At 71.3% G+C, this 15,331-nt stretch carries 13 protein-coding genes; 7 read left to right on the forward strand and 6 right to left on the reverse strand.

Annotated features, from left to right (window positions below; genetic code table 11):
- The first annotated feature begins 343 nt into the window (after positions 1-343).
- The gene (locus ACIQOU_RS25775) at positions 344-1,624 is read left to right on the forward strand and encodes a sensor histidine kinase (RefSeq protein ID WP_401539396.1); all 1,281 of its coding nucleotides are present in this window, start codon (positions 344-346) and stop codon (positions 1,622-1,624) included.
- On the opposite strand, the gene ACIQOU_RS25780 is transcribed toward ACIQOU_RS25775, so the two are convergent.
- Complete coding sequence (locus tag ACIQOU_RS25780) at positions 1,602-3,128, reverse strand: alpha-L-arabinofuranosidase B (protein WP_401539690.1); 1,527 nt, start codon at positions 3,126-3,128, stop codon at positions 1,602-1,604. The genes ACIQOU_RS25775 and ACIQOU_RS25780 overlap by 23 nt on opposite strands.
- Before the next feature lie 346 nt (positions 3,129-3,474).
- Here ACIQOU_RS25780 and ACIQOU_RS25785 point away from each other — a divergent pair, with 346 nt between their 5' ends.
- Entirely contained in the window at positions 3,475-4,107 is a 633-nt protein-coding gene (locus tag ACIQOU_RS25785; RefSeq protein WP_401539693.1) for a response regulator, read from the forward strand.
- A gap of 187 nt (positions 4,108-4,294) precedes the next feature.
- Here ACIQOU_RS25785 and ACIQOU_RS25790 read toward each other — a convergent pair whose 3' ends face one another.
- Positions 4,295-5,740, reverse strand: coding sequence for a DHA2 family efflux MFS transporter permease subunit (locus ACIQOU_RS25790; protein WP_401539399.1), 1,446 nt, complete (start codon positions 5,738-5,740; stop codon positions 4,295-4,297).
- Positions 5,741-6,041: 301 nt separating this feature from the next.
- Between ACIQOU_RS25790 and ACIQOU_RS25795 the strand changes: the two genes are divergently transcribed.
- The 4 genes from ACIQOU_RS25795 (at position 6,042) to ACIQOU_RS25810 (ending at position 10,752) form a co-directional block, all read left to right on the forward strand.
- The gene (locus tag ACIQOU_RS25795; protein ID WP_401539401.1) at positions 6,042-7,784 is read left to right on the forward strand and encodes an MFS transporter; all 1,743 of its coding nucleotides are present in this window, start codon (positions 6,042-6,044) and stop codon (positions 7,782-7,784) included.
- 510 nt (positions 7,785-8,294) lie between these two features.
- The gene (locus ACIQOU_RS25800) at positions 8,295-8,888 is read left to right on the forward strand and encodes a class I SAM-dependent methyltransferase (protein WP_401539404.1); all 594 of its coding nucleotides are present in this window, start codon (positions 8,295-8,297) and stop codon (positions 8,886-8,888) included.
- Positions 8,889-8,910: 22 nt separating this feature from the next.
- Positions 8,911-9,840, forward strand: a complete 930-nt coding sequence (locus tag ACIQOU_RS25805) for an N-acetylmuramoyl-L-alanine amidase (protein WP_401539406.1) — start codon at positions 8,911-8,913, stop codon at positions 9,838-9,840.
- Positions 9,841-9,924: 84 nt separating this feature from the next.
- Positions 9,925-10,752, forward strand: a complete 828-nt coding sequence (locus ACIQOU_RS25810) for a DUF5336 domain-containing protein (protein WP_401539408.1) — start codon at positions 9,925-9,927, stop codon at positions 10,750-10,752.
- A gap of 97 nt (positions 10,753-10,849) precedes the next feature.
- Here ACIQOU_RS25810 and ACIQOU_RS25815 read toward each other — a convergent pair whose 3' ends face one another.
- A complete protein-coding gene (locus tag ACIQOU_RS25815; RefSeq protein ID WP_401539411.1) occupies positions 10,850-11,404 on the reverse strand; it encodes a hypothetical protein in 555 nt (184 codons plus the stop codon).
- A gap of 166 nt (positions 11,405-11,570) precedes the next feature.
- Between ACIQOU_RS25815 and ACIQOU_RS25820 the strand changes: the two genes are divergently transcribed.
- Positions 11,571-11,864: a hypothetical protein gene (locus ACIQOU_RS25820; protein WP_401539413.1), complete on the forward strand. Its 294-nt coding sequence runs from the start codon at positions 11,571-11,573 to the stop codon at positions 11,862-11,864.
- 42 nt (positions 11,865-11,906) lie between these two features.
- Here ACIQOU_RS25820 and ACIQOU_RS25825 read toward each other — a convergent pair whose 3' ends face one another.
- Genes ACIQOU_RS25825 through ACIQOU_RS25835 form a run of 3 tightly spaced genes read right to left on the reverse strand, consistent with a single transcriptional unit; the run spans position 11,907 to position 15,162 of the window.
- Positions 11,907-12,974 (reverse strand): prenyltransferase/squalene oxidase repeat-containing protein, encoded by a 1,068-nt coding sequence (locus ACIQOU_RS25825; RefSeq protein ID WP_401539415.1) that lies wholly within the window; start codon positions 12,972-12,974, stop codon positions 11,907-11,909.
- Complete coding sequence (locus ACIQOU_RS25830) at positions 12,971-13,705, reverse strand: class I SAM-dependent methyltransferase (RefSeq protein ID WP_401539418.1); 735 nt, start codon at positions 13,703-13,705, stop codon at positions 12,971-12,973. The genes ACIQOU_RS25825 and ACIQOU_RS25830 overlap by 4 nt, the downstream gene beginning before the upstream one ends.
- Positions 13,699-15,162, reverse strand: a complete 1,464-nt coding sequence (locus ACIQOU_RS25835) for a glycosyltransferase family 4 protein (RefSeq protein ID WP_401539420.1) — start codon at positions 15,160-15,162, stop codon at positions 13,699-13,701. Before ACIQOU_RS25835 ends, ACIQOU_RS25830 begins: the two co-directional genes overlap by 7 nt.
- Between the last annotated feature and the right edge of the window lie 169 nt (positions 15,163-15,331).

A 15,331-nucleotide genomic window follows, 5' to 3' on the forward strand; every position in this document is an offset into this window, starting at 1 on the left:
GGTGCCGGTCACGGGACCCGCGAACGGTGACTGGTGACTGGTCGCCGGTGACAGGTGATGGGTGGCCGGTGATGGGTGGCCACTGACAGATGACCGGTGATGGGTGACGGGTGAGCGGTGACATTTGTCCTGCCCGGGTCCGTACATGAGCCTCTGCCGGGTGCGGTGTCCCGGCCCGTAGCGTCGACGCCATGCCCTCAACGACACCGATGACACCGTCGCCGTCCAGGCACCGGGAAACGGAACCGGCCGTAGCGCCGCCCGTGTGGCCGCTGGCGCCGCCGCGCACCCTGTGCTGTCCTCCCGCCGGTCCTGCCGGGCCGGCGAAGCGGAGGGCGAGGGCATGAGCAGCGGACGGGAGGCCAGGGACCGGCTGGCCGAGTGGCGGGTGGCACGGGCCCGGTGGCGGGCGGACATGCGGACCTACAAGGCCGACCGCAAGAAGGCCCTCAAGGAGGCCCGGGGCACCGGCGAGCTGCCCCCGCATCCGGGGCCGCCGCCGACCGGCTTCGCGCTGCTGCCGTGGCTGCTGCTGGGCCTCGGCTCGTTCTCCAACCTGCTCCAGGGCCAGACGCCGAACCCCTGGATCGGCAGCGTGGGCCTGTTCACGTTCAACTCCCTGTACGTGTATGTGACGTTCAGGGCCTTCGACAAGGAGCGGCGCGACACCCCGTCGACGCGGGGCGTGCTGGTGGCCATGGGGGTGATCACCTGCGCCCTCGCGGCCGGTTACGGCGGCAGCTGGCTGTACTTCTTCCCGCTGCTCGGCCTCGCCACCGGCGCGGTGGTGCGCGGCCCGCACCTCGGGCAGATCGGCCTCGCGCTGAGCGCGCTCGCGGCGGGCGTGGCGTCGTTCCGGCTCGGCTGGGGCGCGCTGAACATCGCCTACGGCACCTTCCTGTCGACGGTGGTGACGGCGGCGATCCTCTCGCTGTCCGAGGCGGTGCGTGAACTCCACGAAGCGCGCGAGAAGTTGGCGCGGCAGGCGGTGGAGGAGGAGCGGCTGCGGTTCTCCCGGGACCTGCACGATCTGCTCGGGCACACCATGTCGGTGATCGTCGTGAAGTCGGAGGCGGCCCGGCGGCTGGCCCCGCGTGACATGAAGGCGGCGCTGGCCCAGATCACCGACATCGAGTCGGTGGGCCGGCAGGCGCTCACCGAGATCCGCGAGGCCGTCACCGGTTACCGGGAGGGCAGCCTCGGCACCGAGCTGGAACGGGCCCGGTCGGTGCTCGACGCCGCCGGGGTGGAGCCCGTCGTGACCCGCTCGGGGCCGCCGCTGGCCTCGCGGACGGAGGTGCTGCTCGGGTGGGTGGTGCGGGAGGCGGTCACCAACGTGGTCCGGCACGGCGGCGGGGCGAGCCGCTGTGAGATCACCCTGACCGGGGCCGCCGAACGCGTCCGCCTCACCGTCGCCGACAACGGCCCCGGCGTCCAGGGCGTCCAGTCCGACGCGCGCGACGGCACCGGGCTCACGGGGTTGTCCGAGCGCCTCGCGGCGGCGGGCGGCTCCCTGGACGCGGGCCCGGCGCCGCGCGGCGGCTTCACGGTCACCGCCGAACTCCCCCTGGAGGCGGGCGAGTCGGCGGCGTCCGGTGCGGCTACGGAGCCCAGGGCGCGCTGACCGCCCAACTCACGTCGTCCGTCCAGGAGGTGGCGCTGTCCCAGGCGTTGGACCCGCCGTCGCCGGCGACATAGACGTTGAGGTTGTAGTGGCGCAGATAGCGGGTCGGGTAGTTGTAGGAGGCGAACGAGGTGCCGGTGCCGCTCTTGCCGGTCTGCGGGCAGAAGGTCGCGTCGGCCCTGAACTGAGCTGTGCCGTCCATCGGTTGGCGGGTCAGCTTGAAGTTGTAGTGGCGCAGGAAGTCGCCGGGGTAGTTGCGGGACTCGAAGGACACGCAGGAGCTGCTGGCGAGGCCGCGCCGGACGATCCAGGTGGCGTCGTTCTTGTCCAGCGTCGAGCTGCTCGATGTGATCGGGGAGACGACGGCCGCGTTGTCCTGGTGGCGGACGTAGTCGGTGGTGCAGCACGCGGTGGTGGCGCGCAGCGAGATCTCCGAGCCCGGTGTCAGCGACCCCGTCGAGCCGGTGGCGCCGCCGTAGCCGACGGAGACGATGTTCGACTGGACGGCGTCGTCGGCCGCGTCGGTCGGGATGCCGGAGGTCATCACGCCCTCGAAGAACGAGCCGAGGGAGCCGTTGCTGTTGTCGCCGCCGGTGCCGAGGACGATGGCGCCCTCCTGGTGCAGGGGCGTGTATCCGCCGCCGTTGACGGTGGGTTCACCGCCGGAATAGCTGGTGGTCAGGGTGCCCGACTGGGCATTTCCGGATTTCAGCGCGAAATGGTTCTGCCCGTTGTTCTTGAGCAGCGCCGTCACGAACGGCAACGGGCCGCTCCCGGTGTTCGCGGTGTTCTTGCTGTATCCGGAGTCGGACTGGAACAACCCGTTCTCCAGGTCGGCCTGGACCCACGGGCCCTGCCCGTAGCAGGGCGAGAACCAGCACTCGGTGCCGAAGTTGATGGCGTCCATGTGACCGTTGCCGGTGTCCTTGTTGTTGGTCTCGGCGTTGCCGTAGTCGAAGCAGCAGGCGCCGTTGACATGGGTGCCGGAGGTCACCATGTACATCCCCTCGGCGCCGCCGTTCACGGCCACGCCGGAGGTGGTGTTGTCCCGGTAGCCCATGCCGGGCGAGATCTCCAGACCGTAGACCTGGTGGCCTCCTGCGGTCACCGGCAGCGCGTCGGCGGGGGCGCCCACATCGGCCGCGCCGGCCCCGCCCGCGCCCTCGACGGTGAGGTCGTTGTGGCGCGTGGACTGGTCGTAGATCGTGGTGACGATGCAGGTGGAGGCGGAGCAGAAGGAGTCCTGGGCGGCGGCGTTCGCATAGCCGCCGGTGCTCAGCAGGCCGATGTCCGAGGTGGCGCCGTCGGAGGCGCGCCGCACTTGGTAGAGGGCGCCGGAGTAGGACGCGTACAGCGCCCGGACGAGGCTGTGCGCGGCGACGCAGGGGGTGCCGGCGGCGGCGTAGACATCGCAGGGCAGCGCGGCGGCGGCCTCGGCCCGCGGGACGCCGACGGCGAGCGCGAGGACGGTGACGAGCGCCGAGAGGGCGGCCAGGACCGCCATTTTGAATCTGGAGAACACGGTGACCTCTTCCGTTCCTGGTGGGGCAGTACGGGCAGGGCGGGTGACGTGCGGCGCGTTCACCATGTTCGGTATTTCGGATGTCGTTCGGGAGAAATTCCGGTCTCTTCCTGCCGCTCGAAATTCCGAACATTCCAGAAGGGCCGGAACGGAATTTCCGACCGGCAATGACAAAGGCGAACTCCGTACGCCGAGGCGATTGTTGGGCCGTGCCACCGAGCCGTCAAGACATGCGGAAGCGAACTAGGGCGATTCTTTAATCGCGCCGCCCGGCTCCTTGACCGAGCTGCCGGGACCGCCCGCCGCCTACTCTGGTGCCGTGAACGAAATGCCCCAGGATCACCGGCCGGCGAAGAGCGTGCGGGTCCTTCTCGCCGAGGACCAGCAGATGATGCGGGGCGCCCTCGCCCTGCTGCTCGGCATGGAGCCCGACATCGAGGTGGTCGCCCAGGTGGCCCGGGGTGACGAGATCGTCGACGCGGCGCTCCTGCACCGGCCCGACGTGGCCCTCCTCGACATCGAACTGCCGGGCCTGAGCGGCCTCGACGCGGCGGCGCTGCTGCGTACCGAGGCTCCCGACTGCCGGGTGCTGATCCTGACGACGTTCGGGCGCCCCGGCTATCTGCGGCGGGCCATGGAGGCGGGCGCCGCCGGTTTCCTCGTCAAGGACGGCCCGGTGGAGGAGTTGGCGGCGGCGATCCGCCGGGTGCTGACCGGCGAGACGGTGATCGATCCGGCGTTGGCGGCGGCCGCGCTGAGTGCCGGGCCCAGTCCGCTCACGGCGCGCGAGTGCGACGTTCTCAAGGCGTCGGCGGACGGTGCGACGGTGGCTGACGTCGCGGCGCGGCTGCATCTGTCCGAGTCGACGGTCCGCAACTACCTGTCGGCCGCGATCGGCAAGACCGCCACCCGCAACCGCACGGAGGCCCTGCGCGAGGCCCGCAGCCAGGGGTGGCTGTAGACCTCAACCGCCGTCCCCTGCGGCCCTCTTGAGCCCCATCCCCCAACCACCCTGCCCAGCAGGCCACTTCACTCCCCCGCCCTCAACTGCCGTGCCCGGCTGCCCTCTTCGTCAACTGCCGTGCCCGGCCGTCCTCTTCGGTCGGCTCGTCAACTGCCGTGCTCAGCCGTCCTGTTCGGTCGGCTCGTCAACTGCCGTGCTCGGCCGTCTTCTTCGGTCGGCCCGGGAGCCACAGGGCCATCAGGGCGACGCCCCCGAGCAGGACCACCGTGCCGGTGCGGAAGACCAGGGCGTAGCCCTCCGTCAGGGCCTGGGCCGTGGTGCTCGGGCCGGTGCGGGCCGCCGCGATCGTCGCCATCACGGCGAGGCCGAGCGAACCGCCCATCGTGCGGGAGGTGTTGACGAGCCCGGAGACCAGTCCCGCCTCCCCCGGCGCCGCCCCCGAGGTGGCCAGCGCGGCGAGCGGTGTCGCCGTCAGGCCCGCGCCCAGCATCATCAGGACGCCGGGAACCATGATCTCGGTGAGGTAGTCGCCGCGCGGGGTCATCGTCGACTGCCAGGCGAAGCCGGTCGCCGCGATCAGGGCGCCGAGTGCGGCGACGTTGCGGGCGCCGAAGCAGGGCAGGAAGCGGGGCGCGGCCTTGGAGCCGAGGAGCACGGCGAGGGAGCTGGGCACCAGGGCGAGGCCGCCCTCCAGGGGGCTGTAGCCGAGGACGTTCTGTGTGTAGAGGGTCATGAAGTACCACATGCAGAACATCGCGAAGCCGTTCACGAACATCGCCGCGTTCGCCGAGGACACCGCCCGCACCCGGAACACCCCAAGGGGCATGAGCGGGGCGGCCGTTCGGGCCTCGGCCAGCAGGAACAGGACGATCAGCACGAGCCCGGCGCCCAGCGGCAGCAGGGTCACCGGGGCCGTCCAGCCCTCGGCCTCGGTCTGCGAGATGCCGTAGGCGAGGGTGGCGAGCCCGGCGGTGACCAGGATCGCGCCGGGCAGGTCGAGACGGCGGCCCGCGCCGCTGCGGCTCTCCGGCAGCCTGAGCAGCGACCAGACCAGGACGACGGCGCCGACGGGCACGTTGATCAGCAGGACCCAGCGCCAGGAGAGGGTGTCGACGAGGAGGCCGCCGACCAGGCCGCCCGCCGCGCCGCCGCCCGCGCCGACCGCCGTCCAGGTGGCGATGGCCCGCGCCCGCGCCGGGCCCGGGGGAACGGCGGCCGTGAGGATCGTCAGCGTCGAGGGCGCGAGCACCGCCGCGCCGAGTCCCTGCACCGCCCGCGCGAGCAGCAACTCCCCGCCCTGCTGGGCGAGTCCGCCGCCCAGCGAGGCCAGCGTGAACAGGGCGAGCCCGACCAGGAACATCCGCTTGCGCCCGTACAGGTCACCGGCCCGGCCGCCGAGCAGCATGAACCCGGCGAACGCGATCGCGTACGCGTTCACGACCCATTGCAGGCCCTGGGCGCTCAGGCCGAGGTCGGCGCGCATCGACGGCAGGGCCACGTTGACGACGGAGATGTCCAGGACGACCAGGAACTGTCCGGCGCAGGCGAGCGCGACGACCAGCCAGGTGGGGGGTGCGGTGCGGGGCGCCGATATTCGGCTGGTGTCAGCGGCTTCGAGCATGGGTGTCATGTTCCCATTCAGGGCATGTCCCCCGGCATCGGATTTTCGCTGTAGCCGCCCCGAGCCAGGAGTCCTAGGCCGTCTCCGCCGGGGGCGCCTCCCCCGGAACCAGGTCCTCCGGGCCCCGCGACCGAGACCACCAGCGCCGATTCGCCATGGACCTGACCAGAGCGCCCCCCTGACCGGCGGCTGACGCGTCATCAGAAACCCATGGTGCGGTCAAGAATCAGTTAGCGGTGCGAAGCAACGGAATAGTTGCCCATGGATACGAGGTTCACCCAGAACTTATTCCACCTGGAGGCCTCCGCACATGACCCACACGACGACCGACCAGCCCGCCCGGGCAGCCAGCGGGGCCGTGGTCCCGGTGCTCGCCTTCGCGGGCATCGTTGTCGCGGTGATGCAGACCCTGCTCGTCCCGGTCATCAAGGACCTGCCGCAGCTGCTGGCCACCGCCCCCAGCAACGCGACCTGGGTCCTGACCTCGACCCTGCTGTCCGGGGCCGTGGCCACGCCGATCATGGGGCGCCTCGGCGACCTCTTCGGCAAGCGCCGCATGCTCATAGCCAGCCTCTCCATCATGGTGGTCGGCGCCCTGGTCAGCGCCCTCACCAGCCAGCTCCTGCTGATGATCGTCGGCCGTACCCTCCAGGGCTTCGCGATGGGCGCGATACCGCTCGGCATCGGCCTGATGCGGGACATGCTGCCGCGCGAGAAGCTCGGTTCGGCGATGGCCCTGATGAGTTCCTCGATCGGCGTCGGCGGTGGCCTCGCGCTGCCGCTCGCCGCGCTGATCGCGCAGCACGCCGACTGGCACGCCCTGTTCTACGGCGCGGCCGGGCTCGGGGTGCTGTCCATCGTCCTCACCCTCCTCGTCGTTCCGGAGTCCCCGATGCGCGCCGAGGGCACCTTCGACGTGCTCGGCGCGATCGGCCTCTCCGCCGGACTGGTCCTCTTCCTGCTGCCGATCACCAAGGGCAGCGACTGGGGCTGGACCTCCGCCACCACGCTCGGGCTGTTCGCCGCCTCGGCCGCCGTGCTGCTGCTGTGGGGCGTGATGGAGCTGCGGCTGAAGGCGCCGCTGGTCGACCTGCGCACCACCGCGCGCCCGGCCGTCCTGTTCACCAACCTCGCCTCGATCATGGTCGGTGTCTCCTTCTACGTCGTCTCGCTGGTGCTGCCGCAGCTCCTCCAGCTGCCGAAGGCCACCGGGTACGGGCTCGGCCAGTCGATGGTCACCGCCGGTCTGCTGGTCGCGCCGCTCGGCCTGACCATGATGTTCACGGCGCCCGTCTACGCCCGGCTGTCCGCGAAGTACGGCCCCAAGATCACCCTGATCCTCGGCATGCTGATCATCGCGATCGGCTACGGCGCCGGCCTCGGCCTGATGAGCGCGGCCTGGCAGAGCCTGGTCATCGCCGTCGTCCTGGGCGCGGGCATCGGCCTCGCGTACTCCTCGCTGCCCGCGCTGATCATCGGGGCCGTCCCGGCGTCCGAGACCGGCGCGGCCAACGGTCTCAACACCCTGATGCGGTCCATCGGAACGTCCGTGTCGAGCGCCGTCATCGGCATGGTGCTCGCCAACACCGCGCACACCGTCGGGGGTGTCGCCGTCCCGACGATGCACGGGTTCCGGCTCTCCTTCGTGATCGCGACCGGTGCGGTGGCGGTCGGGCTGCTGATGGCGTTCTTCCTGCCCGGGCGGCGGCCGGCCGTGGCGACGCAGCTGCGGGCCAGCAGCGAGGAGGATGCCCACCTTGCGCGGGCCGAGCAGGTGTTGCGGGGGTTTCGGGGGCGGGTGCTGGCGGCTGACGGTGCGCCGGTCGCGCGGGCCAAGGTCACGCTGATCGATCAGCGGGGGCGGCAGGCGGGGGCGACGTTGTCGTCGGAGGACGGTAGTTATGCGCTGGTCGTGCCTGCGCGCGGGGCGTATGTGCTGGCCGCTCGGGCCAGTGGGCATGGGCCGTTGGCGTCGTCTGCGACGCATGCGGGGGATGATCGGGCGGTTGATGTGGATTTGGCGTTGCCTGCGGGGGTGGTTTCGGCGGGGTGAGGGGTGCGGCGGCGCGGCGGCTGGTCGTGGCCGCGCGGCGGGGCTGTACATCGATACAGCCCCGCGCCCCTTACCGGCGTGGCCGGGCCGTGTCCTGGCAGGGGGCCGGCGTGCTCTAGGAGCGTGGGCGGGTGCGGCGCCGTCGTGGCTGGTCGCGCAGTTCCCCGCGCCCCTTTTCGGCGTGATCTGGTCGTGTCTTGGCAAGGGACCGGCGTCCAGGGGTGTTGGGGCTGGTCGTGCCCGCGCGGCGGAGCCGCACATCGGTACAGCCCCGCGCCCCTTCTCTGCGTGACCTGGCCGTGTCCTGGCAGGGGACCGGTGTGCCTTGGCCGCGTGGCCCGGGGACGGTCTTGGTGAGGAGTTGACCCCCTGTGCGAGTGGGGTTGGGGGTGCGGGAGCATGAGGGGGTGGGGGTTGGGGTGCCTTGTTTGTTTGGGTTGAGAGGTTGTTGTTGTGGGTGTGGTTCCTTCGTCTGGGGTTCTCGTTGCGTTTGAGGGGGCCAAGGGGTTCATGCCGCTGGATGAGGGGCTCGCGTTGTATGCGGCGGGCGTTGAGGCCGGGCGGCTGGGGCTGCCGTTGCTGGAGATCGGCACGTATTGCGGCCGTTCGACGCTGTTGCTCGCGGACGCGGCCCGGGCGGCCGGGGTCACCGTGCTCACCGTCGACCATCACCGGGGCAGCGAGGAGCAGCAGCCGGAGTGGGGGTTCCACGACCCGGAGACGGTCGATCCGCAGCTCGGGGTGATGGACACGCTGCCGTTGTTCCGGCGGACCCTGCACCGGGCCGGGCTTGAGGAGCAGGTCGTCGCGCTGGTCGGCCGCTCGCCGCGGATCGCCGCGCTGTGGAACACCCCGCTCGGGCTCGTCTTCATCGACGGCGGCCACACCGACGAGCACGCGAACGCCGATTACGAGGGCTGGGCGCCGCATGTCGCGCCGGAGGGCCTGCTCGTCATCCATGATGTGTTCCCGGAGCCCGAGGACGAGTTCACCGGCCAGGCGCCCTACCGCGTCTATCTGCGCGCGCTGGCCTCCGGCGCCTTCACGGAGGTCTCCGCGACCGGCTCCCTGCGCGTCCTGCGGCGAACAGGGGCCGGGAACTGAGGCTGGCGTTAGAGTCGCGGACGTGTCCTACCTAGGCCCTGGCTTCGAACCGCCCCCGTCCCTTCGTCGTCCCCGTGCCCGGACCGTGGCCCTCGCCGCGCTGGTCCCCACCGCACTGCTGGGCTGGCTCGTCTACGAGGCGGTCGCCTCGCCCGGCGGCGGTGATACCGGCGCGACGGCCGCCGGTTCTCCGAGCGGCGTCACGTCCAGTGCGCCCGCCGGCACGCCCTCCGACGACGCCAAGGAGTCGGCCACCGCCGCTGCGCCCGGCGCCGGGCCGCTCACCGGCAAGGTCGTCCTCATCGACCCGGGGCACAACCCGGACAACTTCAAACACACGGCCGAGATCAACCGCAAGGTCGACATCGGCACGAACATGAAGGAGTGCGACACCACCGGCACGTCCACCAACGCCGGTTACGCGGAAGCCGAGTTCACGTTGGATGTCGCGCGGCGGCTGCGCACGATCCTGCAACAGCAGGGCGCCACCGTGAAGTTCACGCAGGACGGCGACCGGGCGTGGGGTCCGTGCATCGACGAGCGCGCGCGGATCGGCAACGCCGCCCACGCGGACGCGGCCCTGTCCATCCACGCCGACGGCGCCCCGGACGGTGACCGCGGCTACCACCTCATCCTGCCGGGCTCGGTGCACGCGGGCGGCGCGGACACCCGGCCGATCGTCGCCTCCTCCGCCGACCTCGGCAAGCGCATCGGGGCCGGCTTCGCGCACGTCACGGGCAGCGCCCCCGCCAACTACGTCGGCGACGGCACCGGTCTCGTCACCAGGACCGACATGGGTGGTCTCAATCTCTCAACGGTTCCCAAGGTCCTCATCGAGTGCGGCAACATGCGCGACAGCAAGGACGCGGCGCTGGTGACCAGCGCGAGCTGGCGGCAGAAGGCGGCGCAGGGGATGTCTGAGGGAATCGTGAGTTTCCTGCGCGGTTCGTGATCAGAGCGCAGATCCGGGCGGACACGCCGACAGACGGGAGGATAGTGTCTACCGGACGACGAGACGACCTACGAAGGACCCGAAGTGAATATCCGCTCCCTCACTAGAGGCGACGGCGTGGTGATCGGAGCAGCGGTATTGCTGTTCATCGCGTCGTTCCTCGACATTTACGCGATCGACGGGGCTCCCAGCAGCACCGCGCTCCCCAACGCCTGGGAGAGCGGGCCGGTCCTGATGGGTGTCGTCCTCGCGGGCATCATCGGCGCCGCACTCGTCGTCGCGTCCCACGGCCTGCCGCGGGTTCCCAAGGTGGCCGGCCTCGACCTCGGTCAGTTCGGCGTCGCGTTCACGGTCTTCGCGGCCTGGAGCGCGCTCGGGAACGTCTTCGACCCGATGGGCGGCACGGACAACGTCGGTTCCGCCTCGGACAACGGCGTCAGCCCCGGGATCGGTCTGATCCTCGCCCTCGTCGCCACCCTGGTCATGGCCGTCGCCGCCATCGCCACCCCGCTGGTCCCGGCGCTGCAAGCCGCCCTCGTCCCGGCGCCGAAGCCCCCGCAGCCGCAGCCCTACGGCGCCCAGCCGCCGAACGGCTACGGCTACCCCGGTGCCCAGCAGCAGCCCTACGGCGGCCAGCCGCAGCCGGGTCAGCCCTACGGCGCCCAGCCGCAGCCCGGCCCGCAGCCGCAGGGCCAACAGCCGCAGCCGGCCGGGGAGTTCTCGCCGTTCTGGTTCGCGGTGCCGGTGCCTCGACCGCTGTTCGGCGAGGACGGTTCGCCCGCGCCGATCGCCGAACTGGCGCCGGGTACCTGGTACTTGGCCGTCGAGCAGCGCGGCGCGAACCTGGTGGCGCAGACCCAGGACGGCCGCCGGGGCGTCCTCCAGGACACCTCGGGCATCCAACGCGGCTGACCCCACCACGGAACACGACAGCGGCCCCTCGCCTTTCCGGGCGGGGGGTCGCTGTCGTGCGGCGGCTGGAGCCGAACTCCTAGGAGCCGCTGAGTTGTCAGGAGCCGCTGAGTTGTGAGGCTGAGGGGACCTTGTCCTTGACGTCGGCGCCCGCGCTCTTCCCGGCGTCCTTCACCTTGTTGATGACGTCGTTGTAGTTGCCGACGACGTCATCGGTGGAGTCGCCCTTGCGGAGCTTGGAGGGGAGGTCCTTGAGCTTGTCGATCCCGGCGGTGAGCGGGGCCAGCGCCTTCGAGAGGGCGGGGTCGCCCTCGGCGTTGCGGTGCGCCGCCTTCAGCCGGTTGTAGGCGAACCCTCCGGCGAGGGCGGCCTTGACGAGGGCGAGCTTCCTGCCGTGCGCGCCCTTCTTGAACTTGCCGGCCTTCCAGGGCTTCACGATCCACTGGTAGGTCGCCCCGGCCGCGAGGCCCGCGTTGGCCACGAAGCGGGTCTTCGCCAGTTTCTGGCGCTCGACGGAGGCCGATGCGGTGGGGGTTGCCTTGGGGGCGGTGGTCATCGACTCGTTGCTGTTGCCGCCGCAGGCGGTGGCGCCCGCGATCAGGGCGCAACTGAGGGTGAGCGCCACGAGCAGGCGCCGTATCGGTATGGGCACGGGGTCCTCCGAAGACGGTCGGGGCAGATCTCTCCGTCACGGTCGCGCGGGTACGGCGGCTCCGCCACTCGGGGGACGCGGCGCGGGGTCTGTTCGGGTGACCGGCCCGATGCCACGCGGGTGCGGGGGCTGGTTTCAATCGGCCGCGCCGGGCCATTCGAACACCATGTCGTATCGAAGCCGAAGTGGTTCCCACTCCGCGGGGGCGGTCGTCGCGGTCGTCGCCGACGTCATGGCCGTCATCCTCGGACTGTGGATTCTGATGTACCTGCTGGACGCGAACCGGGGCAACGACCTGGTGCAGATCGTCCACAACGCGGCGGCGTGGCTGGCCGGTTGGTCCCGCGACCTGTTCACCTTCGACGAGGCATGGGCGCGGGTCGTCGCCGGCTACGGCTTGGCGGCGGTCGTCTACCTCTTCATAGGCCACGCCATCGCCAACCGCATGGGCCGACGGTAGCCATTCACTGGGCAGTGGGCGGGTGCGGCACCCGCCCCCCGGCTAGCAGCAGTCCGGGGCCAGTCCCCCAGGGAGGTGGGTGCCTGCGAAGACCGCGCAGGTCGGCTCGTGGCCGCCCAGCGCCGCCACCGCGAGCAGGACCGAACCCGCCGTCCACGTGGTGAGTTCGCGGGGCCAGATCGCGTCGTCCTCGAAGACATAGCCCGTCCAGTACAGGCCGCTCTCCGCGTCCCGCAGGTGCTGGATCGACTGGAGGATCTCCAGGGCCCGGTCGGACTCCCCCAACACCCACAGGGTCAGGGCGAGTTCGGCGGACTCGCCGCCGGTGACCCACGGGTTGGGGATGACGCACCGCACCCCGAGCCCGGGCACGACGAAGCGGTTCCAGCCCTCCTCCAGGCGGGACTTGGCCTCCGTGCCGCTCAACGCCCCGCCCAGGACCGGGTAGTACCAGTCCATCGAGTAGCGGTCCTTGTCGAGGAACCGTTCCGGATGCCGACGGATCGCGTGCCGCAGCGCCCCGACCGCCAACTCCCAGTCCGGCTGGGGCTCTTCACGCTGCTCGGCGATGGCGAGCGCGCAGCGCAACGCGTGATGGACGGACGACGAACCGGTCAGCAGCGCGTCGGCGGTGACCGCCCCGTCGTCCTCGCCCTTCCAGCCGATCTGGCCGCCCGGCTGCTGGAGCCGCAGCACGTACTCGATCGCCGCGTAGACGACCGGCCACATCCGGTCCAGGAACGTGTCGTCGCCGGTGGAGAGGTAGTGGTGCCAGACGCCGACGGCTATGTACGCGACGAAGTTGGTCTCCCGGGCCCGGTCGGTGACGTCCGCGAAGTCGCCGTCGGCGTAGGCCGCGTACCAGGAACCGTCGGTGTTCTGGTGCCGGGCGAGCCACTCGTAGGCACGCTCGGCGGCCTCGTGCTCGCCCGCCGCGTCCAGCGCCATCGCGGCCTCGGTGTGGTCCCACGGGTCGAGGTGGTGCCCCCGGAACCACGGGATCGCGCCGTCCTCGCGCTGCCCGGCGAGGATGGCGTGCACGGTCTGGGCGGCCTGCTCGGAGGTCAGGACCCCGGGCAGGACGAGGTGTTCTGTCCGGGGAGTGGTCACTTGGCGTCCACTCGGGGCAGGTGCGGCTTGGTCGCGTACGCCACGAAGCTCTTGCCGATCAGCGGGTTGAGCGCCTGCTCGGCGACCCGGGTGGCCAGCGGCTTCTTCATGATGTCCCAGACCAGCAGCTTGTGGTACGCGCGTACCGGCAGCGCCTGGTCGTTGTCGACGCCGAACGCGCACTTGAGCCACCAGTACGGGGAGTGCAGCCCGTGCGCGTGGTGCGTGCCGTACGGCTTGAGGCCGGCCTCGCGGATCTTCCCGAGGAGTTCGTCGGCCTTGTAGATGCGGATGTGGCCGCCCTCGACCTCGTGATAGGCGTCGGACAGCGTCCAGCAGACCTTCTCGGGGCCGTAGCGCGGCACGGTGATCGCGATGCGCCCGCCGGGCTTCAACACCCGGACCATCTCGGCGAGTACGCCCTTATCGTCGGGGATGTGCTCCATCACCTCGGAGATGATGACGACGTCGAACGACTCGTCGGGGAACGGCAGCGCCAGCGCGTCGCCCTCCATCGCGGTGGCGCTCGCGCCCTCCGGCGCCTCCCCGGCCTCCTTCATCGCCGCGAACCACTTGGCGACCTCGGCGATCTCCTCGGCGTTCTGGTCGAGCGCCACGACCTGGGCGCCCCGCCGGTAGCACTCGAACGCGTGCCGCCCGGCCCCACAGCCGAGGTCCAGCACGCGGTCGCCCGGCGCGAGCGGAAACCGGGAGAAGTCGACGGTCAGCACGAGGCCCTGCTTTCGGGATTGGCGTCAACGTCAACGTCAACGGAGGGTGCGGCGGGGGTGGAGACAGCGGCGGGGGCGGGGGTCGGCCGGGGGGCCGCCGCCGGTGACGCGGGGGCGGCGGAGCGGGCCAGGGCTTCCCGGTAGTGGTCGACCGTGCCCTCCGCCGCCTTGGTCCAGGTGAAGTGGGTCAGGACGCGCGCGCGGCCCGCGTGGCCGAGGCGCGCGCGCAGGTCCGGGTCGGACAGCAGGCGGTTGAGGCCCGCGGCCAGGGCGCCGGGGTCGGCGGGGGGCACCGCGAGGCAGGTCTCGCCGTCGCGTCCGGCGACCTCCGGGATGGCCCCGCCGGTGGTGGCGAGCAGCGGCGTCCCCGTCGCCATGGCCTCGGCGGCCGGCAGCGAGAAGCCCTCGTAGAGCGACGGCACGCAGGCGACCTCCGCCGAGCGCACCAGGTCGACGAGTTCGGCGTCGGTGATGCCCTTGACGAAGTCGACGGCGCCGTCGAGCCCGTACCGGTCCAGAGCCTGCGCGACCGGCCCGTCGGTGGGCCGCTTGCCGACGACGACGAGGTGCGCGTGCGGATGCTCGGCGCGGACCTTGGCGAGCGCCTCGACGAGGAAGACGAGGCCCTTGAGCGGGACGTCGGCGCTGGACGTCGTCACGATCCGGCCGGGTATGACGGGCACCGACGGGTCGGGGCGGAACAGGTCGGTGTCGGCGCCGATGTGGACGACGTGGACGCGGCCCGCGTCGACGCCGAGCTGGTCGACGATCTCCTGCCGGGAGGTGCCGGAGACGGTGAGCACGGACGGCAGCCGCCGGGCGACCCGTCGCTGCATGCGGGTGAAGGCGTACCAACGGCGTTTGGACAGCCGTTGCCGCCACCCCTCGGCGGCGTCCAGCTCCAACTGCCGGTCGACGGTGATGGGGTGGTGGATGGTGGTGACGAGCGGGGCGCCGAGGTCGCCCAACAGCCCGTATCCGAGCGTCTGGTTGTCGTGCACGACGTCGAACTCACCGAGGCGGGCGCGCAGTTGGCGCCGGGCGCGCAGGGAGAAGGTGAGCGGCTCGGGGAAGCCGCCGGTCCACATGGTCGCGACCTCGACGGCGTCGATCCAGTCCCGGTACTCGTCGCGCTTGGGGGTGCGGAACGGGTCGGGGGAACGGTAGAGGTCGAGGCTCGGCAGCTCGGTGAGGGTGAGTCCGGGCAGGCCCTCGTCGAGGACGGGGTAGGGCTGGGAGCCGATCACCTCGACGTGGTGGCCGAGGCGGGCCAACTCCCGGGAGAGGTGGCGCACATAGACGCCCTGGCCGCCGCAGAACGGGTTGCCCTTGTAGGTGAGGAGCGCGATGCGGAGCGGTCGTTCGCCTCGTGCGAGGTCTCGGCTCCGCCCGACCGGAGAGGTGCCCTCATCGGCGAGGTCCCCCTGGGGCCCCACCTGACTGGCCTCAGCGGTCACTCTGGGCCCCCTTCTGGCTGCACTGTCCCGCGAGATTACGCCGGACGCTGATCTAGAACAAGTTTCAGACTTGATCGTCCGGGCGCTCTGAATCTACCGGCAGGTAGAAGCGGAGTGAGCAGTGGATCAGGTGATTCGCGCCACGACCGCACCCGTGCCCACACCCGGG

The organism is Streptomyces sp. NPDC091279, from assembly GCF_044757465.1.
GTDB lineage: Bacteria > Actinomycetota > Actinomycetes > Streptomycetales > Streptomycetaceae > Streptomyces.